Origin of the sequence: Streptomyces aurantiacus JA 4570, assembly GCF_000414115.1 — a bacterium.
In the GTDB taxonomy this organism is placed as follows: Bacteria; Actinomycetota; Actinomycetes; order Streptomycetales; family Streptomycetaceae; genus Streptomyces; species Streptomyces aurantiacus_A.
This window is the reverse complement of the sequence record NZ_AOPZ01000028.1, coordinates 25,693-49,901: the sequence shown is the minus strand read 5'-3', so window position 1 is coordinate 49,901 and position 24,209 is coordinate 25,693. Positions and strand designations below refer to the sequence as shown.

Annotated in this window: 24 protein-coding genes and 1 pseudogene; 12 read left to right on the top strand and 13 right to left on the bottom strand. The window is 71.7% G+C overall.

The annotated features are described in order from the left end of the window. Window positions 1-100 precede the first annotated feature (100 nt). The 3 genes from STRAU_RS04075 (at window position 101) to STRAU_RS04065 (ending at window position 2,365) form a co-directional block, all read left to right on the top strand. Window positions 101-1,111 carry an SDR family oxidoreductase gene (locus tag STRAU_RS04075; RefSeq protein ID WP_016638967.1) on the top strand — a complete coding sequence of 337 codons (1,011 nt, stop codon included), beginning with the start codon at window positions 101-103 and terminating at the stop codon, window positions 1,109-1,111. A 71-nt stretch (window positions 1,112-1,182) separates the two neighbouring features. Beyond that, on the top strand, window positions 1,183-1,575 hold the full coding sequence (locus STRAU_RS04070) for a cupin domain-containing protein (RefSeq protein ID WP_016638969.1): 393 nt from the start codon (window positions 1,183-1,185) through the stop codon (window positions 1,573-1,575). Between the two features lie 43 nt (window positions 1,576-1,618). After that, on the top strand, window positions 1,619-2,365 hold the full coding sequence (locus tag STRAU_RS04065) for a phosphotransferase family protein (protein WP_016638966.1): 747 nt from the start codon (window positions 1,619-1,621) through the stop codon (window positions 2,363-2,365). 16 nt (window positions 2,366-2,381) lie between these two features. On the opposite strand, the gene STRAU_RS04060 is transcribed toward STRAU_RS04065, so the two are convergent. The 3 genes from STRAU_RS04060 to STRAU_RS04050 form a co-directional block, all read right to left on the bottom strand. Beyond that, on the bottom strand, window positions 2,382-3,218 hold the full coding sequence (locus STRAU_RS04060; protein ID WP_016638965.1) for an enoyl-CoA hydratase/isomerase family protein: 837 nt from the start codon (window positions 3,216-3,218) through the stop codon (window positions 2,382-2,384). A gap of 86 nt (window positions 3,219-3,304) precedes the next feature. Continuing rightward, window positions 3,305-4,063, bottom strand: a complete 759-nt coding sequence (locus tag STRAU_RS04055; protein WP_016638964.1) for a PIG-L deacetylase family protein — start codon at window positions 4,061-4,063, stop codon at window positions 3,305-3,307. 77 nt (window positions 4,064-4,140) lie between these two features. Further along, the gene (locus STRAU_RS04050) at window positions 4,141-5,442 is read right to left on the bottom strand and encodes an alpha/beta fold hydrolase (RefSeq protein WP_037657418.1); all 1,302 of its coding nucleotides are present in this window, start codon (window positions 5,440-5,442) and stop codon (window positions 4,141-4,143) included. 209 nt (window positions 5,443-5,651) lie between these two features. On the opposite strand from STRAU_RS04050, the gene STRAU_RS04045 reads away from it, so the two are divergent. The 4 genes and pseudogenes from STRAU_RS04045 to STRAU_RS39910 all read left to right on the top strand — a co-directional run bounded on the left by STRAU_RS04045 (window position 5,652) and on the right by STRAU_RS39910 (window position 9,718). Beyond that, entirely contained in the window at window positions 5,652-6,407 is a 756-nt protein-coding gene (locus tag STRAU_RS04045; RefSeq protein WP_037657453.1) for a (Fe-S)-binding protein, read from the top strand. Continuing rightward, on the top strand, window positions 6,404-7,882 hold the full coding sequence (locus tag STRAU_RS04040) for a LutB/LldF family L-lactate oxidation iron-sulfur protein (protein WP_016638961.1): 1,479 nt from the start codon (window positions 6,404-6,406) through the stop codon (window positions 7,880-7,882). Before STRAU_RS04045 ends, STRAU_RS04040 begins: the two co-directional genes overlap by 4 nt. Beyond that, window positions 7,879-8,535 (top strand): LutC/YkgG family protein, encoded by a 657-nt coding sequence (locus tag STRAU_RS04035; RefSeq protein WP_016638959.1) that lies wholly within the window; start codon window positions 7,879-7,881, stop codon window positions 8,533-8,535. Before STRAU_RS04040 ends, STRAU_RS04035 begins: the two co-directional genes overlap by 4 nt. A gap of 39 nt (window positions 8,536-8,574) precedes the next feature. Further along, window positions 8,575-9,718 (top strand): annotated as a pseudogene (locus tag STRAU_RS39910) (ABC transporter ATP-binding protein). Between the two features lie 123 nt (window positions 9,719-9,841). On the opposite strand, the gene STRAU_RS04025 reads toward STRAU_RS39910, so the two are convergent. Genes STRAU_RS04025 through STRAU_RS04010 form a run of 4 tightly spaced genes read right to left on the bottom strand, consistent with a single transcriptional unit; the run spans window position 9,842 to window position 12,906 of the window. After that, the gene (locus STRAU_RS04025) at window positions 9,842-10,483 is read right to left on the bottom strand and encodes a class I SAM-dependent methyltransferase (RefSeq protein WP_037657452.1); all 642 of its coding nucleotides are present in this window, start codon (window positions 10,481-10,483) and stop codon (window positions 9,842-9,844) included. 33 nt (window positions 10,484-10,516) lie between these two features. After that, on the bottom strand, window positions 10,517-11,542 hold the full coding sequence (locus STRAU_RS04020) for an ABC transporter substrate-binding protein (RefSeq protein ID WP_259299815.1): 1,026 nt from the start codon (window positions 11,540-11,542) through the stop codon (window positions 10,517-10,519). A 9-nt stretch (window positions 11,543-11,551) separates the two neighbouring features. Then, a complete protein-coding gene (locus tag STRAU_RS04015; RefSeq protein WP_016638956.1) occupies window positions 11,552-12,229 on the bottom strand; it encodes an ABC transporter permease in 678 nt (225 codons plus the stop codon). Further along, window positions 12,226-12,906, bottom strand: a complete 681-nt coding sequence (locus STRAU_RS04010; RefSeq protein WP_016638955.1) for an ABC transporter permease — start codon at window positions 12,904-12,906, stop codon at window positions 12,226-12,228. The genes STRAU_RS04015 and STRAU_RS04010 overlap by 4 nt, the downstream gene beginning before the upstream one ends. A 299-nt stretch (window positions 12,907-13,205) precedes the next feature. On the opposite strand from STRAU_RS04010, the gene STRAU_RS04005 reads away from it, so the two are divergent. After that, complete coding sequence (locus STRAU_RS04005; protein ID WP_037657414.1) at window positions 13,206-13,736, top strand: cupin domain-containing protein; 531 nt, start codon at window positions 13,206-13,208, stop codon at window positions 13,734-13,736. Between the two features lie 6 nt (window positions 13,737-13,742). Here the strand turns inward: STRAU_RS04005 and STRAU_RS04000 are convergent, their stop codons facing one another. Beyond that, window positions 13,743-14,573: a hypothetical protein gene (locus STRAU_RS04000; RefSeq protein ID WP_037657412.1), complete on the bottom strand. Its 831-nt coding sequence runs from the start codon at window positions 14,571-14,573 to the stop codon at window positions 13,743-13,745. Between the two features lie 147 nt (window positions 14,574-14,720). Beyond that, the gene (locus STRAU_RS03995) at window positions 14,721-15,659 is read right to left on the bottom strand and encodes an acyl-ACP desaturase (protein ID WP_037657410.1); all 939 of its coding nucleotides are present in this window, start codon (window positions 15,657-15,659) and stop codon (window positions 14,721-14,723) included. A gap of 291 nt (window positions 15,660-15,950) precedes the next feature. Here STRAU_RS03995 and STRAU_RS03990 point away from each other — a divergent pair, with 291 nt between their 5' ends. After that, window positions 15,951-16,241: a phosphopantetheine-binding protein gene (locus STRAU_RS03990; RefSeq protein ID WP_016638951.1), complete on the top strand. Its 291-nt coding sequence runs from the start codon at window positions 15,951-15,953 to the stop codon at window positions 16,239-16,241. Further along, complete coding sequence (locus tag STRAU_RS03985) at window positions 16,238-17,458, top strand: beta-ketoacyl-[acyl-carrier-protein] synthase family protein (protein ID WP_016638950.1); 1,221 nt, start codon at window positions 16,238-16,240, stop codon at window positions 17,456-17,458. The genes STRAU_RS03990 and STRAU_RS03985 overlap by 4 nt, the downstream gene beginning before the upstream one ends. On the opposite strand, the gene STRAU_RS03980 is transcribed toward STRAU_RS03985, so the two are convergent. Beyond that, the gene (locus tag STRAU_RS03980) at window positions 17,445-19,043 is read right to left on the bottom strand and encodes an MFS transporter (protein WP_106967801.1); all 1,599 of its coding nucleotides are present in this window, start codon (window positions 19,041-19,043) and stop codon (window positions 17,445-17,447) included. The two genes, STRAU_RS03985 and STRAU_RS03980, sit on opposite strands and share 14 nt — an antisense overlap. A 94-nt stretch (window positions 19,044-19,137) precedes the next feature. On the opposite strand from STRAU_RS03980, the gene STRAU_RS03975 reads away from it, so the two are divergent. Next, on the top strand, window positions 19,138-20,007 hold the full coding sequence (locus STRAU_RS03975; RefSeq protein ID WP_016638948.1) for an SGNH/GDSL hydrolase family protein: 870 nt from the start codon (window positions 19,138-19,140) through the stop codon (window positions 20,005-20,007). Between the two features lie 107 nt (window positions 20,008-20,114). Continuing rightward, window positions 20,115-20,462: a hypothetical protein gene (locus tag STRAU_RS42850; RefSeq protein ID WP_063890320.1), complete on the top strand. Its 348-nt coding sequence runs from the start codon at window positions 20,115-20,117 to the stop codon at window positions 20,460-20,462. Between the two features lie 238 nt (window positions 20,463-20,700). Here STRAU_RS42850 and STRAU_RS03970 read toward each other — a convergent pair whose 3' ends face one another. The 3 genes from STRAU_RS03970 to STRAU_RS03960 all read right to left on the bottom strand — a co-directional run bounded on the left by STRAU_RS03970 (window position 20,701) and on the right by STRAU_RS03960 (window position 24,201). Further along, on the bottom strand, window positions 20,701-22,437 hold the full coding sequence (locus STRAU_RS03970) for a KedN5 family methylcobalamin-dependent radical SAM C-methyltransferase (protein WP_016638947.1): 1,737 nt from the start codon (window positions 22,435-22,437) through the stop codon (window positions 20,701-20,703). Between the two features lie 68 nt (window positions 22,438-22,505). After that, window positions 22,506-23,270, bottom strand: a complete 765-nt coding sequence (locus STRAU_RS03965) for a class I SAM-dependent methyltransferase (RefSeq protein WP_016638946.1) — start codon at window positions 23,268-23,270, stop codon at window positions 22,506-22,508. 64 nt (window positions 23,271-23,334) lie between these two features. Continuing rightward, window positions 23,335-24,201 (bottom strand): DUF6454 family protein, encoded by an 867-nt coding sequence (locus STRAU_RS03960; protein ID WP_016638945.1) that lies wholly within the window; start codon window positions 24,199-24,201, stop codon window positions 23,335-23,337. Between the last annotated feature and the right edge of the window lie 8 nt (window positions 24,202-24,209).

Genomic DNA, 24,209 nt, shown 5'->3' with positions numbered 1-24,209 from the left:
TATGTCAATCCGGCACCATGGAATCACCACCGCCGAAACCCGCCCGGCACACCCGCCTTACCCCTGGAACTTTGCGCCCGGTCGAGCTATCGATGCGCCCATGACGAGCGACGGCACACGACGACGGCCCGCCACCCCCGAGCCGCACCCCGACAGCACGGCTCCCGGACCTCATCGCGGTCTGCCCGCGCCTCCCCCGCTCGGCGCGACGGCGCTGCCGCCCGGCACGTACGACGGCACCGCCGTCCTGGTCACCGGCGGCGGCAGCGGCCTCGGCCTTGCGATCGCGGCCGAATTCGCCCGGCTGGGCGCGGACTTGGTGATCGCGAGCCGGAGCGAGCCGCGCCTGACGGCGGCGCGCGCGGAGTTGGCGGCGCTGGGCGGCCGGGTGGCGACGGCGGTGTGCGACATCCGCGACCCGGACCGCGTGGCGGCCGCCTTCGACGCCGCCGAGTCCGCGTACGGTCTGCCCGGCGTCCTGGTGAACAACGCGGCGGCGAACTTCCCCGTGCCCGCCGACGAGATGTCCCCCAACGCCTGGCGGGCGGTCGTCGACGCGACGCTGACCGGCACGTTCTTCATGACCCGGGAGTTCGCCCGCCGCCACCTCGCGGCGGGCACGCCCGCCTCGGTCATCAACATCGGCGCGTCGTACGCCTGGACGGGCGGCCCGGGTTTCGCGCACAGCGCGGCGGCGAAGGCGGGCGTGAAGAGCCTCGTCGAGACGCTCGCGGTCGAGTGGGGCCCGTACGGCATCCAGGTCAACGGCCTGGTACCGGGCCTGATGCCGCACGAGGACATGACACCGGCCATCCGCACGGCCCTCACCGCCCCGAACGCCCCTGCCGACCCGAACACCCTTGCCGACCTGAACACCCCTGCCGCCCCGCCGCCCCTTGCCTCCCGCCAGCCGGCCCTCCGCGTGGGCGCCCCACGCGAACTCGGCTGGGCGGCGACCTTCCTGGCCTCCCCGTACGCCCGCTTCATCACGGGCCACACCCTGGTGGTCGACGGCGCGAACTGGCAGCGCCGGTCCCTGGTGAACCCGCCGGTGATGCCGGTGCGGGAGCAACTGGGCCGGGACGGCGCCGCGGCCTTTCCGAGGCCGTAGGCAGCACGTCGGGGATGGGGACCTTGGCGACCTCGACGACCCGTCCGGGGAGAGTGTTAGCGTCCGGGCATATGAACGACAGCGTTTACGTGGGCAATGCGGGCAAGGATGCGGCACTGGACCGGGGCTGGCTGCTCGGGCACTTCAAGGGGGCGGGCGATCCTCGCCACAGCGAAGCCGTAGAGATCAAGTGGGGTACTCACCCCCGGGGCGACACACGGGCGCAGTGGGTGCGTGGCGAGCAGCGCACCGCCCTCCTGGTGCTCATCAGCGGCCGCTTCCGTGTCGAACTCCCCGGCCGCAGCGTCCTGTTGGCGCGCCAGGGCGACTACGTCGTCTGGGGCCAGGGCGTGGACCACTCCTGGGTCGCGGAGGAGGAGTCAGTGGTACTGACCGTGCGGTGGCCGTCCGTCCCCGGATACGCGGTGCCCCGGGAGGAGGAGCGGGCGGCCTCGGCGACGTGATATTCCCGGCGCCGTGAACGGTCGTCCGGGATACTCCTCGCCCATGGATGAGGTCAAAGTCGTCGTCGCCCATTCCGAGCGCGCGACGCTCCGCGTCGGCGACGTGTTCCTGAAGGTGGACGCCGATCAGGCGCGCATCGACGCCGAGGTCGAGGCGATGAGCCTGGTGCCGGTCCCGACCCCGGAAATCCTGTGGCGCAAGCCGCCCGTGCTGGCGATCGCCGCGGCCCCGGGGACGGCGCTCGGCCGCCTCGGCGAGCCCTCGACCGCGTCACCGGCGGCGTGGGCCGCGGCGGGTGCCGTCATCCGGAAGATGCACGACGCGCCGTTGCCGCCCCGGCCCGGCCGGGCAGGCCGGGACCTCGCCGCGTTGACGGCGGATCTCGACGGCGAGTGCGAGTGGCTCGTGACCAACGGCGTCCTGCCCGCCGACCTGGTCACCCGCAACCGCCAGGTCGCCCAGGCCGCGCTCCGGCCGTGGACTCCGGTGTTCACGCACGGCGACCTGCAGATCGCTCACGTGTTCGTCGACGGCGACGAGGTCACGGGCATCATCGACTGGTCCGAGGCGGGCCAGGGTGACGCCCTGTTCGACCTCGCCACCGTGACGCTCGGACACGAGGAGCACCTCGGCGACGTCGTCGCCGGCTATGGCACCGACGTCGACCTCGACGTGATCCGCGCGTGGTGGTCGCTGCGCAGCCTGCTGGGCGTCCGCTGGCTGGTCGAGCACGGCTTCGACCCGTTCACGCCGGGCTGTGAAGTCGACGTGCTGAGAGCCCGGATGTGAGGCGGCGCGGCCCGCCTCACATCCCCTCGAACTCCCCCACCCGCCCCGCCCCCTTCGCCGCGAACCCCTCCCCCACGTCCTCCGACGTCAAGGTGACCGCCGCGGTCATCGCCACGCGGTCGAGCGCCCGGTCGAGGCCCGCGTCGGCGTAGGCGTCGATGTCGCGTTTGACGCCGCGCACGGCGAGCGGGGCGTTCGCGGCGATCTCGGCCGCCACCGCGCGCGCCGTCGCGTCCAAGTCGTCGCGTGGGACGACGAGTTGGGCCAAGCGCAGACGTTCCGCCGTGGCGGCGTCGATGCGGCGGCCCGTGAGGGCGAGGAACTTGGCCCAGCCGGCGCCCGCCTCGCGGGCGACGCGCAGATCGCCGCCCGCGTCGACGGCGACGCCGAGTTGCGCCTCGGGCAGCGCGAACACGGCGTCGTCCGCGGCGATCCGGACGTCCGCCATGAGGGCGAGTTCGAAGCCGAAGCCCAGGCAGTAGCCCTGGACGGCGGCGACGACCGGCTGCGGCAGGCCCGCGAAGGCACGGAAGCGCTCGTGGGCCCAGCGGATGCCCTCGTAGTAGTGGTGAGTGCGTTCCGCGCCCGAGCGGCCGGTGATGGCGCCGCCGGGCGCGGAGATGTCGATGCCCGCGCAGAACGCCCGGCCCTCGGCGCGCAGCAGCACCGCGCGGATGGAGTCGTCGAAGCGGATCCGGTCGGCGTACAGGCCGAGTTGGCGGGTGGACTCCCAGCTCCACGCGTTGAGCCGGGCGGGCCGGCAGAGGGTGAGGACGCCGATGCCGTCCTCGACGTCGAGGCGAAGGCGGCGCTCCGCGCCCTCCGGGATGTCCGTGCTGACGGTGTCGATCACCCGGTCCGCCCCTCTTCACGCGCCGACGGCACGTGTCTGACGTACCGTCAGCCTACGGGCGGCGGCTCAGCGGCTGAAGACCCGCGTCACCGGCCGAAGACCTCGAAGGCCACTGCGGGCTTTCCGCCGAAGCGGGGCGCGAGTTGCTCGGCGAAGCCGCTGAGGAAGGTGCGGCAGTACTTCTCGGGGGCCTCGTCGGTGAGGGCTTCCAGGTACGCGCGGTGTTCCAGCAGGGACTCGATGGCGCGCTCCATGCCGGGCGTCGCGTCCACCGCGTGGGTCGGCCGGTCCGTGCCCGCGATGGCGACCCAGCGCACCCCGTTCCAGGGTTCGAGGCCCTGCTCGGTCAGCTCGGGGAAGATCCAGCGGTTGCCGGCGTCGGACGCGGCGTCCAGCGTGGCGCGGCCGACGGCGACGTGGTCCGGGGTGTTCCAGGCGACGCCGCCCCAGGTGTCGCGGTGGTTGAGGGTGATGACCAGCTCGGGCCGGTGCTTGCGGATGGCGGCGGCGATGTCGCGGCGCAGTGCGGTGCCGTACTCGATGACGCCGTCGGCGTGATCGAGGAACTCCACGGTGTCCACGCCGACGACGGCGGCGCTCGCCCGCTGCTCCCGCTCGCGCAGCGGCCCCGCCTCGGCGGGCGCGATGGTGTCGATGCCCGCCTCGCCGCGCGTCGCGAGCAGGTACGCCACCTCGCGCCCGGCGTCGGTCCACGCGGCGATCGCGCCGGAGCAGCCGTACTCCAGGTCGTCCGGGTGGGCGACGACGGCGAGGGCCCGCTGCCAGTCCTCGGGCATGGGGGCGAGCTGCGCGGGCCCGGCGGCACTGTTCTGCTGGTCGGTCATGGCGGCAGCCTATCCGCGGGCCCCGGCCGCCAGAAGGTCACAGCTCGCCCTGGCCGTCAGCCGCGCGCGCCGCCAGCTCACAACTCGCCGTGCACCAGCCCGAGCAGCCGGTCGAGCACCAGCGGCCCGCTCACCCGCAGCCCGTCGTGCTCGTACTCGTCCGTGACCCAGGTGCGCAGGCCCCGGACGGCGCGGGCGGTCCGCAGGGAGTGCCCGGTGTCGACGAACAGGTCGTCGTGGTAGACGGCCGCCGCCACGGGGACCTCGTTCGCGGCCAGGCGCGCGGGGTCGTACAGCGGGGCCCAGTCGGTGCGTTGGGCGAGGAGGTCGGCGGTCTCGCGCAGGGGGCGCAGGGCGGGGTCGGAGTCGAACATCCAGCGCTGCACGGCCTCGCCGGTGAACAGCAGCGGGGCGCCGTCCGCGAGGCTCTTGCCCGCGTCGAAGCGGGGGAAGTCGGCGCGCACCCGCTCCGCGGACCAGGCGGTGGGGCGGCCGCCCTGGGCGTAACACGCCTCGTGCAGCAGGGCGTACAGCGGCGCGGCGGCGTACGAGAGGATCCCGAGCACGGCTTCCTGGAAGGCGTCCGACAGGGTGTGGCCCGCCGGGGTGCGCACGAAGGCGTCCTCCAGGAGGTAGTGCAGCCGGTGGCTGCCGTCGCCGGTGCCGAGCAGGATGCCGAGGGACTGGAACGCCTCGACGGTGAGCCGGTAGCCGCCGGGCAGGACCGGCTCGTGCTCGGCGAGGTGCTCCGCGACGCGGCGGGCCCGCTCGGCGTCCATGGGGTAACGCGCGTAGTGCGCCAGGGACTTGCGCTCCATGCGCGGGTACGCGGCGCGGTAGACGTCGTCCGCGTGTCCGTCGAGCGTCGGCAGGCCACCGGTGATCAGCGCCGCACGCAGCCCCTCGGGCGCGGCCGACAGATAGTGCGTGGCGCAGAAACCGCCGAAGCTCTGGCCGAGGACCGTCCATGGGGCGCCGCCGGTCACCTCGGGACGGATCGCCTCGCAGTCGCGCACGATCGAGTCGGCGCGGAAGTGCGCCAGGTAGTCGGCCTGTTCGCGCGGTCCGCCGCGCAGCGGCAGCGTCTGGCGGTTGGCCGGGGTGGAGCTGCCGGTGCCGCGCTGGTCGAGCAGCAGCACCCGGTGGTCGCGCAGCGCGCGGCCGAGCCACGCCTGCTTGCCGCTGAAACGGTTGGCGCCGAAGCCGGGCCCACCCTGGAGATACACCAGCCACGGCAGCCCCGCGCCCTCACGCCCCGCCGCGACACACTCCCGCGCGAACACCTCAATGCGCTCACCGCCGGGGGCGTCATGGTCCAGTGGCACACTGAACCACCGATCAGTGAGCACGACTCCGGGCTGTCGGTACGAGACGTCCAACGCAACTCCTTTATGCCAAAGCTCCGGCAAGCATGCAGCCCGTCGAGGGGGTCCCCCCTGCTCATTAAGAGCTTGGGGGAGTTTGAGGACGAGCCCTTAAGGCGACAAACGGCGCCCGCCTTGCCGACAAGGCGACACCCCCTGCCCAAGGCGCCCACGCCAGATTACGCTGACCGAGGCATCCGATGACCAACAAGGAGGAACCAGCGTTGCGCGTCGCTCTGTTCCTGACGTGTGTCAACGACACGCTCTATCCCGACACGGGCCGAGCCGTGGTGAAACTCCTGACCAGGTTGGGTGTCGACGTGGACTTCCCGGCGGCGCAGACCTGCTGCGGGCAGGCCCACTACAACACCGGCTACCGCCACCAGGCGGAGCCGCTCGCCCGACATTTCTCCGATGTCTTCGGGGAGTACGAGGCCATCGTGACGCCGTCCGGATCCTGCGGGGCGATGGTGCGGGAGCTGTATCCGCGCATCGGCGAGCGCGCCCGCGCGGAGGGCCGTGGCGACGGACTCGCCCGCACTCTCGCGCCCGTCGTGCAAAGGACGTACGAACTGACGGAGTTCCTGGTGGACGTGCTCGGCGTGACGGACGTGGGCGCGTACTACCCGCACACCGTGACGTACCACCCGACCTGCCACGGACTGCGCTCCCTCGGCCTCGGCGACCGGCCGGCGCGGCTGCTCGCGGCGGTGCGGGGGCTCGATCTCCTGGAGCTGCCGGGGGCGACGGAGTGCTGCGGCTTCGGCGGCACCTTCGCCGTGAAGAACCCCGACGTGTCGGCGGCAATGGGCGCGGACAAGGTGCGCAACGCCGAGTCCACGGGCGCGGAGGTGCTGTGCGCGGCGGACAACTCCTGCCTGATGCACCTCGGCGGCACGATGGCGCGGCTGCGGACGGCGATGCGGCCGGTGCACATCGCGGAGATCCTGGCGAGCACGGAAGAGGAGCCCTGGTCATGAGCGGGACGTTCGTCGGGATGCCTGCCTTTCCGAAGGCGGCGCACGAGGCCGTAGGCAACACCACGCTGCGGGCGAACCTGCGGCACGCCACCCACACCATCCGCGACAAGCGCGCGAAGGCCGTCGCCGAACTCGACGACTGGGCGCGGCTGCGCGAGGCGGGCAAGCAGATCAAGGACCACACGCTGCGCCATCTCGACCACTACCTGGTGCGGTTGGAGGAGGCCGTCACCACGGCGGGCGGCACCGTCCACTGGGCCGCCGACGCCGACGAGGCGAACCGGATCGTCACCGGCCTCGTCAAGGAGACCGGCGAGTCCGAAGTGGTCAAGGTCAAGTCGATGGCCACGCAGGAGATCGGGCTCAACGAAGCCCTGGAGGCGGCGGGCATCCGCGCCTACGAGACCGACCTCGCCGAACTCATCGTGCAGCTCGGCAAGGACCGTCCCTCGCACATCCTGGTCCCCGCCATCCACCGCAACCGCGGCGAGATCCGCGACATCTTCGAGCGGGAGATGGGGCCTTGGGGCCGCCCCGCCCCCGAGCACCTCACGGACGCGCCCGCCGAGCTGGCCGAGGCCGCCCGGCTGCACCTGCGGGAGAAGTTCCTGCGCGCCAAGGTCGGTGTCTCCGGGGCGAACTTCATGGTCGCCGAGACCGGCACCCTGGTGGTCGTGGAGTCCGAGGGCAACGGCCGCATGTGCCTGACGCTGCCCGAGACGCTGATCTCCGTCGTCGGCATCGAGAAGATCGTGCCGACCTGGCGGGACCTGGAGGTCTTCCTCCAGACCCTGCCGCGCTCCTCGACCGCCGAGCGCATGAACCCGTACACGTCGATGTGGACCGGCACGACGGACGGCGACGGGCCCGACACCTTCCACCTCGTGCTCCTCGACAACGGCCGCACCGACACCCTCGCCGACGACGTCGGCCGCCAGGCCCTGCGCTGCATCCGCTGCTCGGCCTGCCTGAACGTGTGCCCCGTCTACGAGCGGGCGGGCGGGCACGCCTACGGCTCGGTCTACCCCGGCCCGATCGGCGCCATCCTCAGCCCCCAACTGCGCGGCACCGCCAGCGCGATCGACGCCTCCCTCCCCTACGCCTCCAGCCTCTGCGGCGCCTGCTACGAGGTGTGCCCGGTCGCCATCGACATCCCCGAAGTCCTCGTGCACCTGCGCGAACGCGTCGTCCAGGGCGGCGAGTTCACCCGCCACGGCGCGAAGGTGACCCTCAAGCCCGCCCGGGGACACGCGGCCGAACGGGCCGCGATGCGCGCGGCGGGCATGGTGTTCGGCAGGCCCGGACTGCTGCGCGCCGGTCAGCGCCTCGCCGCCCGCACCCGCCGGGTGCATCCGCGTACGCTGCCGGGGCCCGGCCGGGCGTGGAGCGCGACCCGGGACCTGCCGAAGGTGCCCGGCGAATCGTTCCGGGACTGGTGGCAGCGCACCGGCGGAGGACAGGAGGGCGAGGCGTGACCAGCCGGGACATCATCCTCGGACGTGTACGGCGTGCCCTCGGCACCCCGGGAGACCCGGACCCGGAGGCGTCGTACGAGCAGGCCGTCGACCGCAGCTATCTGCGCGAGCACGGCACGCGCACCACCGAGCAGACCGTCGACCTGCTCGCCGGGAACCTGGCCGACTACCGGGCGATCGTGCACCGCACGGACCGCGAGGAACTCCCGCTGCTGCTGATGCGGCTGCTGGCCTCCAGCGGCGCCCGGACCGTCCTCGTGCCGCCCGCCCTGCCGCCGGGGTGGCTGGCCGCCGCCCATCCCGTCCGCGTCGCCGACCGGGCCGGGAGCACTGCGGCCGATCTCGACGAGGCCGACGCCGTCGTCACCGGCTGCGCGGTGGCGATCGCCGAGACCGGCACCATCGTCCTGGACGGCGGCCCCGACCAGGGGCGGCGCCGCATCACCCTCGTACCGGACCATCACATCTGCGTCGTCCGCGTCCCCGACCAGGTCGTCTCCTCCGTGCCGCGGGCCCTCGAACGGCTCGACCCGGCCCGTCCGCTCACCTGGATCTCGGGACCGTCCGCGACCAGCGACATCGAACTCGACCGCGTCGAGGGCGTGCACGGTCCGCGCACCCTGGAGGTGGTCCTGGTGACCGGCGCCGACTGAGCGTATGCGGGGACGATCACGCGCGGTTAGCGTGAGGGAATGATCCGGTTCGAGCAGGTGACCAAGCGTTACCCGGACGGCACGACGGCCGTGGACGACCTCTCCTTCGAGGTCGCCGAGGGAGAGCTGGTCACGCTCGTCGGTCCTTCCGGCTGCGGCAAGACGACCACGATGATGATGGTGAACCGGCTGATCGAGCCGACCGCGGGCCACATCTACGTCAACGGCGAGGACATCGCGGGCGTCGACCCGGTGCGGCTGCGCCGCCGCATCGGCTACGTCATCCAGCAGGTCGGCCTCTTCCCGCACCGCACCGTCCTCGACAACACGGCCACCGTGCCCGCCCTCGTCGGCTGGAAGCGGGCCAGGGCGCGGGCGCGCGCCGCCGAGCTGCTCGACCTGGTCGGGCTCGACCCGAAGACGTACGGGGGCCGCTATCCGGAGCAGCTCTCGGGCGGGCAGCGCCAGCGCGTCGGCGTGGCCCGCGCGCTCGCCGCCGACCCGCCGGTGCTCCTGATGGACGAGCCGTTCGGCGCCGTCGACCCGGTGGTGCGGGAGCGCCTGCAGAACGAGTTCCTGAACCTCCAGCGCACCGTGCGCAAGACCGTCCTGATGGTCACGCACGACATCGAGGAGGCCGTACGCCTCGGTGACCGGGTCGCGGTGTACGGGCAGGGGCGCATCGAGCAGTTCGACACCCCGGGCGCGGTCCTCGGCACGCCCGCGACGCCGTACGTGGCCGAGTTCGTGGGCGCGGACCGGGGTCTGAAGCGGCTCTCCGTCACCGAGATCGAGGCCGACGACCTGGAGCAGCCGCCCGTGGCCCGCCTCGACGAGCCCGCCACGCAGGCCGCGGCCCGGCTCCGCGCGGACGACGCCCGCTGGGCGATGGTCCTGAACGCCGAGGGCGACCTGCACGGCTGGGTGGGCGTCGACGAGGTCGCGCGCGCCGGCGACGGGGCCACGGTCGGCGACCTGGCACACCGCATGAACGCCTGGGTCCCCGTCGGCACCCCGCTGAAGCAGGCGTTCGGCATGATGCTCCAGCACGACGCGGGCTGGGTCGCCGTCGTGGACGGCGCCCGCTTCGTGGCTGCACGAGGCGCTGCGGCGGTCGGTGGACGCGGATGCCCACGGGGTGGGGCGGGGGGATGTGGAGTTCGACTCGGTCGCCGACGCGTAGCGCCTCTCCGGCGCGGGGTGGTGGGGGTTTGGCTGCGCCACGGCTGGGGTGGTTCGGCACCGCCGGTGCGGTGTGTGGTGGGTGCTCGCCGTTGCGGCGGAAAAGGTGCCCCCCCGGTCGGGGTCAGGTGCGGCGGGCCAGCAGGTAGGCGCGGCGTGTCTGGGCCTCGCCCGGTGCCGGCTCGCGTTCCAGGCGCGCCTCCACGGCGAAACCCGCCTCCTCCAGGAGCCCGGCGATGTCCGGGACGGCGAGAAAGCGGAAGTCGAGGTCCACGTCGTGTCCCCACCACTCGTCGAAGTGCCGGATCTCCGTGCCGATGTGGAACGACACGAGCAGCAGCCCGGAGGGGCGCAGCACCCGCCGCGCCTCCACGAACGCCGGGAGTAGTTCGTGCGGGTCGAGGTGGATGATCGTGTAGAGGGCGACGGCAGCGGCGAACTCCCCGTCCTCAGCGGGCAGATGCAGCAGGTCGCCCTCGCGGAACTCCACCCGCGGATACCGGCGGCGGCCCGTCGCGACCATCCCCGCCGACAGGTCGACACCGACGGCGCGCACGCCGAGCCCGGTGAGATGGGCCGCCACGTGCCCCGGCCCGCAGCCGAGGTCGGCGACGGGCGCACCCGGCTCCGCCTGCTCCACCAGGCAGGACAGGAGCGCCCGTTCGAGCGGCCTGGCGTCGAGTTCGTCATGCAACCGCTGCGCGTACTCCTCGGCGACGGTGTCGTAGCTGCGCCGGACTGCTTCGTGGTCCCCGTGATCAGCCATGCGGGCCAGCATGGCAGGCGTGGGGCCCGGCCCCTACAGCAGTCCCTTGTCCTCCAAGTACGTCTTCGCCACGTCCTCCGGCAGTCGGCGCCAGCTGTCCACCTGGCGGTTCATGTCGGCCAGGTCGTCCGTCGTCAGAACGGTGTTGAGGCGGCCGAGGGCGCGGGAGACGCCCTCGCTGCCCGCCCGGGAGCGGTTGACGACCGGGACGATGTAGTCGGCGTTCTGCAGGTGCTTGTCGTCGGCGAGGAGGACGAGGCCGAACTCGTCGAGCGTGGCGTCCGTCGTGGTGGTGAGGACCATCTGGTCCTGGCCGCTCTGGACGGCCTTCTTGGCCTGTGTGGTGCCGACGCCCTTGGGGTCGACGCCGGTGACGTCGATGCCGTAGACCTTCTTCAGGCCGGGTTCGCAGTAGGGGCGCTGTACGCATTCGTCGCCCGCGGCGAGCCGCACCTTCAGGCCGGACTTGCCGAGGTCGCTGAGGGTCTTCAGGTGGTGCCTGCGCGCGTACGAGGTGGCGACCGCGAACGCGTTCTGGTCCACGGCCTTTCCGGGGTCGAGGACGGTCAGGCCGCGCGGCGCGGCCAGCTTCCGCAGGGCCTTCATGGTGGCGTCCAGGTCGGGCGAGCCGACGGGCTTCGCGTCGGCGCCGTTGACCTTGGCGTTGAGCCAGTCGGCGAACGTCGCCGCGTACTCGGGCACGACGTCGATCTGCCCGGACTCCAGGGCGGGTTCGTACAGTTCGCGGTTGGCGACGGACAGGATCTCCGTGCCGTATCCGGCCTTGTCCAGGAGCAGCGCGTACATCTGCGCGAGCAGATCGCTCTCGGTGAAACCGGCGGAGCCGACGACGAGGTTCTTGCTGTCGCCGGGCGGCGCGGTGACCTCGCCCTGGTTCTCCAGGGACGGGCCCGCCGCAGCCGGAGGCGAGCAGGGCGGCGGCCGCGACCAGCACGCCGCAGCGGGTGCGCCAGTTCCGCACGCGCACGGGGGCGCCCGCCGCGCCCGCTCTGTTCGCCGCGCTCGCCCGGGTCGCCCTGCTCGACGCGCTCGCCCCAGTCACTGCACTCACCCCTTCCCCGCCTTGCGCGCCCACCCGGGCGCCAGCCGCTCCGCCGCCTCGAAGACGCCCTCGACCAGGAGGGCGAACACGGCGACGAGCACCGCGCCCGCCACCACCTGCGGCGTGCTGGCCAGGTTGAAGCCGGCCGTGATGATGCGGCCGAGCCCGCCGCCGCCCGCGAGCGCCGCGATGGTGGCGGTGGCGACGAGCTGCACGGCGGCGATGCGCACCCCGCTCATGATCAGCGGCAGCGCGAGCGGCGCCTCCACCCGCCACAGCATCTGCCGCCCCGTCATGCCCATCCCGCGCGCGGCCTGCACGACGCTGCGGTCCACGCCGCGCATGCCGACGTACGCGTTGGTGAGCAGCGGCGGCACGGCGAACAGCACCAGGGCGACGACGGTGGGGCCCTCGCCCCACTTCCCGAGCGGGGTGAGGAGCAGCAGGACGAGCACCGCGAAGGTCGGCACGGCGCGCCCGACGTTGGAGATGTTCACGGCGAGCGCGCCGCCCTTGCCGAGGTGGCCGAGGACGAGCGCGACGGGCAGCGCGATGAGGCAGCTGATCAGCAGGCAGACGACGGTGAGGACGAGGTGCTGGGTGAGCCGGTGCCAGATGCCGTCGTCGCCCGCCCAGTGCGCGGAGTCGGCGAGCCAGTCCCAGGCGTCGGTCAGGGTCTTCATCCGCGGGCCGCCCTCGTCCAGGGCGTCAGGAGTCGCTGTACGCCGAGCAGCAGCAGGTCGGCGAGGACGGCGATGATCACGCAGAGCACGGAGGCGGTGAGGACCTGCGCCTTGAAGTAGGTGTTCATGCCGGCGTAGATGAGGTTGCCGAGGCCGCCGAAGCCGACGATCGCGCCGACGGTGGCCAGCGATACCGCCGAGACGGTGGCGATGCGCAGGCCCGCCATGGCGGCGGGCAGGGCGAGCGGCAGCTCCACGGTCAGGAGCAGCCGGACGGGGCCGTAGCCCATGCCGCGCGCGGCCTGCCGGGTCTCCTCGGGCACGGCGCGCAGCCCGGCGAGGATGTTCCGGACGAGCAGCGTCAGCGAGTACAGGACGAGGCCCGCGACGACCAGCGTCGACGACAGGCCGTACACCGGCAGCAGCAGCGAGAACATCGCGAGCGACGGGATGGTGTACAGGACCGTGGTGACCGCGAGCACCGGCCCCGAGGCGAGGCCCCAGCGGCGGGCCAGGACGGCCAGCGGCAGGGCGATGACGACCGCGATCAGGACGGAGAGCGAGGTCAGCTCCAGGTGCTGCAGCACGGCGTCGACGAGGATCTCCCGGCGGGTGCTCAGATACTCGCCGCAGATCCACTCGTTGCGCGCGAGGCAGTCGTCCGGAGGCGCGGTCACCTGCCCATTCCAGCGGGCCGCACGGGGGACGGCACGTCGTGCTGGACCGTATGGGGTGGGGCGACCGTACGGGGTGGGGCGCCGCGCACAAGGTCCTTTCGGCGCGCGTCAAGAGCGCATCGAAGTGACTGTGCGGGAATTGACCTCTTGAGCTGGTACAACTTCGCTCCGGTTCGAGGTGTCCCCCGGTCGGCCTTCGATGCGCAGGCAAGCTCGGCCGTTCACCCTTCCCTCCCTTGGCCTGAACGGTCTACATGTTTTTAGAGACGGAAGTCCCTTTCCGCACGGGAGGAAAGCAAGTGTCCAGCTTGGGTGACGTGGTCAACGGCAAGGTCCCGACGGAGGGCGTCAGGGCGCTGGTTCTCAAGAGGTGGGCGGCGGGGAACGAATACGACGAGCTGGACCTCTCCGGCCTGCCGTCGCCCGAACGGTTCGAGAGCACGCCATGGGTGCCGGTCGACTGCATGCAGACCAAGCTCATCGGTCAGACGGACGACGGCGTCGGATTCGGCCTCGACCAGTTCGCGCCGCAGAGCGAGGAGAAGTCCTACATGCACATCCACCCTCACGGGGACCGGGTGTGCACGGCCATTCGAGGACGGGGCACGTTCTTCGCGCTCAAGGACGGCCAACTCATCAAGCGTGACGTTCGCCCAGGAGATGTGGTGGTCTTCCCCCGCAACGTACCGCACGCCTTCTGGGGGAGTCGGAGCGAGAGCCTCATGCTGCATGTCGTACTCAACCCGCTCGTCGCCTTTGATCACCCGGAGCACACCGTGAAGAGCCCCGAGGGTGAGCGGGCACTGCGCGAGGCGGGGCTGATCGACTGAACGTGCTCAGTAGCCATCGCCGGGCTGAGCGGGCGGGGTTCGGCCGGTGAGGACGTCCTCGAGGCGGTCGGTGCCTTGGCGTACGGCCTGCTCGGTGGTGTCGTCCTCGAGGCCGTCGAGTCCACCGCCGGTGACCGTGAGGGCGTTCGGGCCGATGCGCACCGCGGCGACGTCGAGCGTCAGCGTGGTGGGCGACCCGTCCGTCTCGCCCTTCAGCGTGACGCGCAGCCCTTGGCGCGCGTCTCCCACGCCGGGCAGCGATGTCTCGACAACCTGTACGGTCCGCCGGCCCGCGTCCCCGCCGGTGACCGTGAACTGGTCGCAGGTGACCGGCAGCGTCTTCAGCCAGGCCAGCGACTTGTCCAGACGGCTCTGATCGTAGGCGGCGACCTGTTGGAGCAGCCGGGCGTCGCCGCCGTCCGCGAAGCCGGTCAGGGCGCTCGCCCCGGTCGGCTTGCCCAGCAGATCGTCGCCGTAGAGGGCGTCGAGCAGTTTCTGGCAGTCGGCGGCGTCCGCCTTGCCGGTCAGGAAGTCCGCCACCTTCACCTTGCCGATGAGGAGCGAGTCCCGCCACGTGGCCGCGTCCTTCACCTGGGTCCAGTCGTCCTCCAGGTCGGCCTCGGTGAGCAGCGCGGCCTTCGCTCCCGCCGCGGTCAGCGCCTTGGCGGACGCCGACGCCGTCGGAGACTTCTCGGCCACCGGCGACGCGGAGACGTCCGCGCGGCCCTGTTCCCCGCCGTCGCCGTCGCTCCCCGAGCAGGCCGCCGTGGTCAACAAGGCGCTCGTTGCCAGGACGAAGGCAAGGAGGCGGGGCGTACGCGGCGGGCGGCGGTTCATGGCGGATGCCTCCTGAAGGGCCCTCACAGATACGGGTGCTGCCCCCTCACGGCATCACCGGCCGGCCGGGCCCACCAGCGCGGCGGTCCGTACGGGTGAGGCGCGGTGGACGGCGGCGGGTGCGCGGCGCTCGGGCCGGTCGGCGGCTCAATCAGTCACGGGGGTCCCTGCCTTCTGGGTGAAGAGCGCTTGGAAACGTTCTGCCGTAGCGGACAGATGTTCCAGGTGGGAGGCGATGCGGTGTTGTGCCTGATCACCTTCCGGGCCGAGATCGGGAAGGTTCATGATTCCCAGGTGGCGCAGGAGCGGCAGGACGACCTGTCGGCGGTGGATGTCGAGGTTGTAGATGCCGGCCTTGGCGATACGCAGCGACCGCCTGCGGAAGCCCGGGATGGCGGATCCGGGCATGCTGAAACCACAGATGACGTCAGCGAGCGCCGCGACGGCGGCATCTGGTGCGACCTGAAGAGCATCGGCGTACAGGTCGCGGTAGAACAGCATGTGCAGGTTTTCGTCTGCGGCGATCTTGGCCATGAGTTGTTCGCCCAGTGGGTCGCCACAGAGTCGGCCGGTGTTCCGGTGGGCTTCGCGGGTGGCCAGCTCCTGCACGGTGGTGTAGGCGATGACGTGCAGTGCGGTGGGCTGACCGGTGTGGTGACCGATCCCGACATGCCGCATTCGCTCCTGCTCGAGCCGAACCGGGTCCACTGCGCGCCGGGCGTGCAGATAGGCACGCAAAGCCTCAGCGTGACGGCCTTCTTCTGCCGTCCACCGGTGCACCCACTCGCCCCAGGAGCCCCGCAGACCGGCGACTCCGGCGAGTTCGAGGTGGTAGCTGGGCAGGTTGTCCTCGGTCAGAAGATTCACCACCAGAGCGTCCTGAACCGCCTGCGGCAGTACGGACTGTTCGGGGGACCACGGCGTTCCGCCGAGTGGTCCGTCGAAGTCCGTGGCGTCGCTCCACGGGACGAAGGCGTGCGGAAACCACGGCCGGGCCGCTGCCAGGTGGCGCTCCAGCAAACGCCCCACCGACGGCTCCAGTTCGGCAACCACGTCGGTCGTCCGGAAGCGGGGAACTGTGACCATCTCAAACCTCCACGCCAAAGGGAGAAACGGCCGGACCGGGCATGCTCCCGCTCCCTGCCCGTCGACCGTACGCAAGCAAAGCAGCGGGCGTCCCGCTGCTTTTACGAATCACTCGCCCCGAGCATAACTATTCCCCAGACAGGCGTGAAAGGACGTCAGTTCTTACTGTGACCAGGGAAATGGACCGCCTCGGTGCGTCCTCCCCCCATTCCAGCGAGGATTCCGGATAGCCTGGCGCGATCGTATCCGGCTGTTCGCGCTTCGGAAATGAGAGGAAGTCAAGTGCCTTCCATGCTCGATCTCGTGATGGAAACGCTGACCCAACACATCGGCCGGGATCCGGAGGCCGTCACGCCCAGTACCAGACTGGATCAACTGGACGTGGACTCACTGGCCCTTCTCGAATTGCTGTGCACCCTGGAAGACGAACACAACGTGCGGGTCCCCGACGAGATCGGTGACATCCACGGCGGCCTGACCCTCACCGAAATCGCCGACCTGCTCGAGCGCGCTCAGCCCGAGGCTCTGCCGGGACAGCAGGCACCGGTCGACCCGGTCACTGCCGGCGGGTCTGTCACGTGACCACCGACGCCATCGCCGTCACCGGGATCGGCCTCATCACCCCCGCCGGGCCGGACGCCGCCACCACGTGGCAGCGCATGCTCCTGGGTACTTCCGTCGCGGCATCGGACCCGGAGCTCGCCGGACTGCGCGTCACCTTCTCGTGCCGGGCCCGGGAGTTCGACGCCGACGCCGCCCTTGGCCGTGCTCTGAGCTGGCGCCTGGACCGGTTTGTTCAGATGGCCGTCGCCGCTGCCCGCCAGGCGATCACCGACGCGCGCCTCGACCCGGTCGCGTGGGACCCGGCGCGGGTCGGTGTGGTGGTCGGTGCCAGTGCGAACAGTGAGGGCATGGGCGTTGCCTGGAACAAGCTGCACAGCGGCCGGCCCCAAGGCATTCCCCCCATGACGATTCCCCGCGCTTCCCCCAACATGGCCGCGGGAGAGGTCAGTCTCGACCTGAACATCCAGGGGCCGGGCATGAGCGTCAGCACCGCTTGCGCGTCCGGGGCGACGGCGTTGGCCGTGGCACGCGACCTGCTGCGGGCGGGCACCTGCGACATCGTCCTCGCCGGCGGCAGCGACAGCGCGACCTTGCCGATCGCAGCCGGGTGTTTCGACAAACTCCGCGCGCTCTCCCGGCGCACGTCCGAGCCCCACGCGGCCAGCCGCCCGTTCGACGCGGACCGTGACGGGTTCGTCCTGGGAGAAGGCGCGGCCATGCTCGTTCTGGAACGCGCCCAGCACGCAAGAGCCAGACACACGCCCATTCACGCGTACCTCGCGGGCGCGGCGAGCACCTGCGACGCCTATCACCCGACCGCTTCCAGGCCCGACGGCAGCGGCAGCGCCCGTGCCATCCGGCTCGCTGTCGCCCAGGCCGGCCTCGCGCCCGAGGACATCGACCACGTGAACGCGCACGGCACGGCGACCCGGCTCAACGATCTGTCCGAGGCCCGCGCCCTGGGCACGGTCTTCCGGACACCACCCCCCGTCACGGCACCCAAGAGCGTCCTCGGCCACGCGATCTCCGGAGCGGGAGCCATCGAGGCGGCCCTGACCGTCCTCACCCTCTCCCACCAGACGATCCCGCCCACGGCCAACCTCGACCGCCTGGACCCGGACATCGACCTCGACGTCGTCACCAAGGTCCCCCGACAAGGTCGTCTTCGCACCGCTGTCAGCAATTCCTTCGGATTCGGCGGCCAGAACACGGTCCTGCTGTTCACTGCGGCCTGACGCCGAACCCCGATTTCGTCCGAGCCCCGCCGGGGTCCGCCGCCCCGTACTCGGCGACGTCGCGCGCACAGGCGGGGAACCAGCGCCACACCGCGGCCGCCGTGAGCGCGGTGACGGCGGCGGCCAGGAGCGCCGTGTGCGTCAGGCCGTGCACGAAGGCGTCCTCGGCCGCGCCGAGCAGCCGCGTCCGCTCCGGCTCCGGGAGGCGGGCTGCGAGCGCCGCGGTCGCGAGGACCGTGTCGTCGGCGCTGCCGACCACGTCGCCGGGAACTCCGTTGTCCATCAGGGTTGTACGGATGCGGTCCGTGTAGAGCGTGGCGAGCAGCGAGCCCTGGACGGCCACGCCGAGCGCCGAACCGACCTGCCTGGTCGCGTCGTTGACGGCCGAGCCGAGTCCGGCCCGCGCGGCGGGCACGGCCCCCATCACCGCCTCGGTGCCCGCCACAGCCGTCATGCCGGCGCCGAGCCCGGCCAGGGCCTGGAAGAGCACCAGGCGCCCGTACCCCGAACCCGGAGCCGTGGTGGCGAGCACGCCGAGGCCGAGGCTGACGAGTACGAGACCGAGTGCGACGACGGGCCGTTCGCCGTGCCTGCCGATGAGCGGCTGGCCGGCGAACGCGCCGACGGCGAGCGCGGCAGGCAGAGGCACGGTGCGCACCCCGGCCTCCCACGGCGTGTGGCCCATGACGCCCTGCAGCTGCAGCGTCATGACGAACAGCGCGCCGAAGAGCGCGAACGACATCAGCGCGAGCGCGAGCGCCCCGATGCCGATACGGGCGTCCCGCAGCAGCTCCGGGGGAAGCAGCGGGTGCGGGCTGCGGCGCTGCTGCCGGGCCCACACCGTCAGCAGCGCCGCGGCGAGAGCGAAGCCGCCCAGGACGACGGGGCTCGTCCAGCCGCGCACCGGCCCCTCGATGACGGCTCCGACCAGGGTCAGCAACACGCAGGCCGACAGCAGGGCGCCCGCCACGTCGAGCCGCTCGCCACGCCGCACCCGCGACTCCGGGACGAGCAGGAAGGCCGCGGCGACGGTCACGAGCGCCAGCGGCACATTGAGCCAGAAGACCGCGCGCCAGGAGAAGTGCTCGACGACCCAGCCCCCGACGAGCGGCCCGGTCAGCCCTCCGGCCCCGAGCACCGCCGTCCATACGGCGATCGCCCGCCGCCGTTCCCGGGGGTCGGTGAACAGGTTGCGGATGAGGGAGAGCGTGGCCGGCATCATCAGCGCCGCGCCCGCGCCCATGCCGCAGCGCGCGGCGATGAGCTGCCACGGCGCGCCCGCCAGCGCGCCCAGGACGGAGGCGGCGGCGCAGAGCGTCAGACCACAGGCGTAGGAGAGCCGCCGCCCGGTGCGGTCGGTGACCGTACCGGCGGCAAGGACGGTGCCGCCGAGGACGAGTGCGTAGCCGTCCACGATCCAGTGCACTTCGGCGACCGTGGGGCGCAGGTCGGCCTGCAGGTCGGGAATGGCGACATTGAGTACGGTCAGATCCAGCCCGAGCAAATAGAGCCCGACGCACAGCACGGCCGTGGCCGCCCATCTCCCGCGTGAATTGTCGGCGGACGCTGAATCATTAGCGCGCATGAGTGGACTCCCGGGGCCGTGACGCGATTCCTGTACGCGGGAGTGTTTCACTGCGACACGGTGCCGACCGCGGAGCGAAAGGACTGTGTCTGCCATGGGATCCGCCGTACGCCGTCGCCTCTACAAGACATACACGAAGGCGATTCTGAAAAGCCCGCTGCCCGCAGGGCCGTTTCCGCATCTCAAATGCGACGGGCATTACGGAGCGGAACTGTGCGAGGTGGGCGGCGGGGCTCGGCCACTGCGGATGGTGCTGCTGGGGGATTCGCTCGCGCTCTCCGTCGGCTGTTCCGCGCCCGGCGCCACCGTGGGCGCCACGCTCGCGGAGTCCGTCGTCCGTGAGTGTCGCAGGCCCGTACGTCTGGAGGTGCACGCCAGGCTGGGAACGGACTCCCGCACCCTGCACGCCCAGGTGACGACCGTGCTGCGCGGCGATCCCGGGCTCGCCCTGATCTCGGTCGGGGGCAACGACGCGCTGGCGCCCGGCGGACTGCGCGCCTGCGCGCGACGGCTGGCCCGTCAGATCGCCCGGCTGCGGGCCGGGGGCTGGCAGACCGGGGTCGGGACCTGTCCGCAGCTCGGCGGCCTCCCCGCCCTGCGCCCCTTCGTACGGGGCTGGGCCGGGCGGCGGGGGCACCGGCTGGCCCGCCTCCAGACCGTGGCCGCGCTGCGGGCCGGGGCGCACACGGTGAACCTGCTCGACCCCCGCTTCCTCGACCCCGCGCCGGAGTTGATGCACGACGACGGTTTCCATCCCTCGGGCCACGGATACGCCCTCTATCTCCGCAGGCTCGCCCCCGTGGTGCACGCGCTCGTCCGGCAGGAGCCCGCCGCGGACACGAAGGGTGCCTGCCTGCCGCTGCAGCAGGCGGTGCCCGCGGCCCTGCGCGTTCCAGGCGCCGTCTGCGTTCCCGCGGGCCCCGGAATGACCTGGATCCAGGTGCCGGAGGCGGTTGCCGCTTGACGAAGGTCGGTGAGGTCGGGTGATCGGACGAGCAGGCCGATCACCGAGAGCCCCGGCAGCCAGGACCACGCCAAGACGCGCTGCGCCCGTAGGACCGCGGACGGCGAATGCCGCAGCGGCATCAGCCAGGCCACCAGGTTGAGCGGAAGCACCGCTCCGGCCAGTTGAAGGCCGTCGTCCCGAAAGAATTCGTACGCGCCCGCGACGCGCTCCTGGTCGACCCGGCGCGGGAGTTCGCCGCTGCTGCGCAGGTAGTCGGCCAGGCTCGGCGGGAGGTCCTCCGGCGGCTCCTGAGCGTTGTCGTCGAACGTCCGCAGGACCACGTTGACGTCGGCGGTACGGCCCGAGTGGAACAGTTCCCCGGCGACCGCGTCGGCGACGGGATCGCCGACGCGGCGCAGTCGGTCGAGGTCGGGCGAGGAGGTGGCGGGGAGTGCCATGCGGTCTCCGTGTGAGTGACGTCCGAGAGCGCGCTCAGCCGACCGGCGTGACCGCGGGCTCCGCCGGTACCCGCGGGCTCCGCCGGGACCGGCGTGCCCAGGAAGTACCGCACCACCTCGTGGTTGAAGGAGGAGACCACGTCGGACGCGCCGGTCCGGTAGTAGATGTCCAGGCACGTCTCGCGCGGGCGCACGTCGGGCGTCTTCCCGGCGCGCAGCTCCGCGACGATGCCGGGCACGTCGTACGCCAAGGTCACCGCCGCCCGCACGTGCTGGTCCTCCCCGCCGAAGGACACCAGCGGCAGCACGGACGGCCCGCACGCCGGACGGGTGAGCAGGTCGAAACGGAACACCTCGCCGAGGACGGGCCGCACGCCCTCCGGCAGCAGGGGGTCGACGGCTTCGGCCCACCACCGGGTGAGCAGGTCCGTGCCGGCCGGGTCGGAGAACAGCAGGGCGACCGCCTCGCCGCCCTGCCGCGTGTTCGGCGCGGTGCGCGCGGCCTCGGCCCCTCGGCCAGCGCCACCGCTTCCGGCGCGGGGACGGTGTCGATCCAGTCGGCGAATTCGCGCAGCACCCGGGACTGGCTCCAGCCGGCCAGTTCCCGCAGCGCGGACCAGCTGTGCCGCAGGACGCCGCACTCGGCCATCACCTTCGCCCAGAAGACGAACCTCCGCATGTGCCGGTTCTCGGCGAACGTCATCGACCGGTGCGCGAGGACGTACTCGAAGTCGTCGTGTTCGCCCCGGACCGAGACGATTCCGTGCCGCGACCGGTGCTCGGCGTACTCGGTGTTGGGCAGCAGGAGCATCGGGTAGACGGCGACGCGGGAGACATGGCCGGCGAGTTCGTCATACCCGCGCAGGAACGACTCGACCGTTTCTCCCGGCGCTCCCCAGATCAGCTCGGCGCAGCACTCCAGGCCGTCCTCGGCCAGCCGCCGGGCCAGATCGTGCCATTCGTTCACCTTCATGTTGCGGCGGCCCATGGTGGTGAGCGCTTCGGGCTCCAGGCTCTGCAACGCCAGAGTGAAGGAGGAGGTGAGGCCGACGTCCTTCAGCTTCCGTACGATTTCGAAGAAGACGTGCGACTTGTTCTTCGCCCAGGAGCTTTCGAAGGCATGAGGGTAGCCGTGGGTCCGTTTGATCTCCACGAGGTCCTCGGTCAGCTCCAGGTCGGCGGGAAACATACCGAAGTTGGCGTCGCAGGTGGCGACGGTGCGCACACCCAGCTTCGCGAACAGGGTGAGCTCCTGCCGGAGGCGCTCCCGGGAGAACGAGCGGACGCGCTGCCCCACCGCGCCTCCCCAGTAGCAGAAGGAGCACTTGTAGGGGCAGCCTCGGTTCGTCTCGATGAGCGCGACGTCGTAGCGAAACCTTCCGTCGGCGTCGAGGAGGTCGATGGCGCCCGTCAGGAACGGCGAAGGGATGACCTCGAGGTCCGTGATCCGCTCCCGGTCCTGGTTGGTGCGCACGGTGCCGTCCGCCTCCTTCCAGGAGAGCCCGGCCACGTGCCCCAGCCGCGGACGGGAGGCCCCCTCGACCAGGGTGCGCACCAAATCCCGGAAGGTCAGCTCGCCTTCGCCGTTGACGACCACGTCGACGTGCGGGAAAAGGTGGAAGACGCGCTCGGCCTGGCCGGTGACGTGGGTGCCGCCGAACACGACCCAGCCCGCCGGGTTGAGTTGCTTGAAGGTCTCGGCCAGCGCTCCGAAGGCCCGGAAGTTCCAGCCGAGTACGGAGAAGGCGAGGACGTCGGGGATGGTCGCGTCCTCCGCGCCGAACAGGGTGTCGGCCATCATCTCGTGCGTGAGCGTGCCGCTGAAGTTGCGGATGTCGACGGCCACCTTGCCGGCCAGGCAGGGGTCCTCCAAGACCGTCGCCTTCAGATACCCCGCGGCCAGGGGCATGGATTCCAGCGGCAGATTCCAGAACCCCTGCTGCACGATCTCCACACGCAGCGGGGCGGGCTCACTCGGCGCCTTGGTCATGGTCCGTTCTCCCTGTTCCGGGTGGCGCGGCGAGGGCCGCGGAGGCTCTGCGGCGGCCACGCATCGCGTTACACGGCACGCAGTGTCGCGATGAGCCGTGGGTGTCCGTCGACGGTGTGCACCTGGGTGTCGCCGCACTCTTCGAGGGCGGCCCATCGCGCGAGGCGAGTGAGTGCGGGAGCGCTCAGTCCCCAGTAGTGGACGTTGTCACCGGTGTTGGCCTCCCCCGCCGCCATGACGTGCACCGTGGGCAGGGCCGCTTCCGGCCCTGTCGCCCCGTACGTCTCCAGCAGGATCCGTCCGCCGGTGTCGAGCAGCCCGCGCAGGACGCGCAGGACACCGAGTGGGTTCTCCACGCGGTGCAGCATTCCGCAGCAGTAGACGAAGTCGAAGTGCTCCGCCGACCCGGCGAGTTCGAGGACGTCGGCGCGCCGGTATTCGACCCGGGAGCCCAGCAGCGCGCCGATCGCGCGGAACGCCTCGCCTCCCGTGAGGTCGACGCCGAACCGCTCCCGGGCCAGGCGCAGGCACTGATGGTTGTCCACCGCGAGGACCCGCTCGGCTCCGCGGCTCTCGGCCAGGTAGGCGTAGAAGCCGTCACAGGTGCCCGCGTCGAGGACGCGCAGCCCGTTGAAGTCGGCCGGCAGATACGGGATGCGGTAGCGGTGGTCACGGACCATCCCCGGGGTGTAGATCCCCGCCGCCTTGTTGAGCGCGAAGGTGTGGAACCAGAAGGGCACCCTACGGAGCACTTCCTGGCAGTCGGCGACCGGTGCCTCGATGGGCATCAGGTCGGCCACTTCACGCTCCGCGTCCGTGGTCTCACACACCATCCGTCACTCACTCCTCGGTCCCCTGGGTTGTCGCGCTGCGTCCGGTACGGCTTGAGCCGCGCTGTCACAGCTCCGCCTCCAGAACGAGCAGGCCGACGCCTCCCGGGGTCGACGAGTCGTCGGGAAGGGCGTACATCCGCAGCCGGTCGCCCACCACTTCGAAGTCCGTGGCGTTCATGGTGACCACACGCCCCGTCGGCGAGAGCGCGGTCACGGGGACCTCGTACACGATGTCCCCGCTCTCCATGTCCAGCACGGCGATCCCGCCGAGCTGGAAGGCACCGCCGGCGCCGTCCGGCAAGGGGTAGACCATGACTCCGGTCCACGAGGCCAGTCCGTCGCACGCCGCCACGCAGTCCTGAAAGTCGATGTAGTGACTGCGCACCGGGATCTCCCGGACCAGTTCTCCGTCGGTGGTCAGCACGAGGACCCTGCGGCCTCCCCATGTGATGGCGTGCAGCAGACCGGTCCGGGCGTCGCGCGCGACCCCGCCGACGTGGTCCGCGTACCGGAACATCTCCTGGACCTCGCCGGTCACCGGGTCCAACCGGTACATGATGGATCGTGAGTCGGGCCGGTACTCGGCCACAGGGACCCACACGTCGGTGCCGTCGAAGGTGAGGCCCCCCGCGTGGTAGGCCGTGTCCTCGCGGAGTTCCCACTGACGCAGGAGCCGACCGGACCGACTGACCTCGAACACGTGCCCGCGTCCGCATCCCGCCGTGTACTCCGGGTATCCGGCACCGTGGTCCGCGCGTGACAGGGGTCTGGGTGTCTCTGTCACCTCCACGCTGCTGAGGAAGAAGTTGTCGCCGACTCGCTCCAGGCCCTGCGGGTGGTGACAGGCGAAGTCCAGCGGGATCTCCTCGACCACGGCCCATTCCGTGAACCTGTTCAGCCGAGTGATCGCCTGGTTGACCGTCAGTTCCATCCGCGGCC

Coding starts and splice junctions, on each gene's coding strand:
- STRAU_RS03970 (WP_016638947.1), bottom strand. CDS start 22,437: ATGACCAAGGCGCCGAGTGAGCCCGCCCCGCTGCGTGTGGAGATCGTG.
- STRAU_RS03960 (WP_016638945.1), bottom strand. CDS start 24,201: ATGGAACTGACGGTCAACCAGGCGATCACTCGGCTGAACAGGTTCACG.
- STRAU_RS03975 (WP_016638948.1), top strand. CDS start 19,138: ATGGGATCCGCCGTACGCCGTCGCCTCTACAAGACATACACGAAGGCG.
- STRAU_RS04075 (WP_016638967.1), top strand. CDS start 101: ATGACGAGCGACGGCACACGACGACGGCCCGCCACCCCCGAGCCGCAC.
- STRAU_RS04070 (WP_016638969.1), top strand. CDS start 1,183: ATGAACGACAGCGTTTACGTGGGCAATGCGGGCAAGGATGCGGCACTG.
- STRAU_RS04040 (WP_016638961.1), top strand. CDS start 6,404: ATGAGCGGGACGTTCGTCGGGATGCCTGCCTTTCCGAAGGCGGCGCAC.
- STRAU_RS04065 (WP_016638966.1), top strand. CDS start 1,619: ATGGATGAGGTCAAAGTCGTCGTCGCCCATTCCGAGCGCGCGACGCTC.
- STRAU_RS04025 (WP_037657452.1), bottom strand. CDS start 10,483: ATGGCTGATCACGGGGACCACGAAGCAGTCCGGCGCAGCTACGACACC.
- STRAU_RS04015 (WP_016638956.1), bottom strand. CDS start 12,229: ATGAAGACCCTGACCGACGCCTGGGACTGGCTCGCCGACTCCGCGCAC.
- STRAU_RS03980 (WP_106967801.1), bottom strand. CDS start 19,043: ATGCGCGCTAATGATTCAGCGTCCGCCGACAATTCACGCGGGAGATGG.
- STRAU_RS03995 (WP_037657410.1), bottom strand. CDS start 15,659: ATGGTCACAGTTCCCCGCTTCCGGACGACCGACGTGGTTGCCGAACTG.
- STRAU_RS04055 (WP_016638964.1), bottom strand. CDS start 4,063: ATGACCGACCAGCAGAACAGTGCCGCCGGGCCCGCGCAGCTCGCCCCC.
- STRAU_RS03965 (WP_016638946.1), bottom strand. CDS start 23,270: ATGGTGTGTGAGACCACGGACGCGGAGCGTGAAGTGGCCGACCTGATG.
- STRAU_RS03990 (WP_016638951.1), top strand. CDS start 15,951: ATGCTCGATCTCGTGATGGAAACGCTGACCCAACACATCGGCCGGGAT.
- STRAU_RS42850 (WP_063890320.1), top strand. CDS start 20,115: ATGCCGCAGCGGCATCAGCCAGGCCACCAGGTTGAGCGGAAGCACCGC.
- STRAU_RS04000 (WP_037657412.1), bottom strand. CDS start 14,573: ATGAACCGCCGCCCGCCGCGTACGCCCCGCCTCCTTGCCTTCGTCCTG.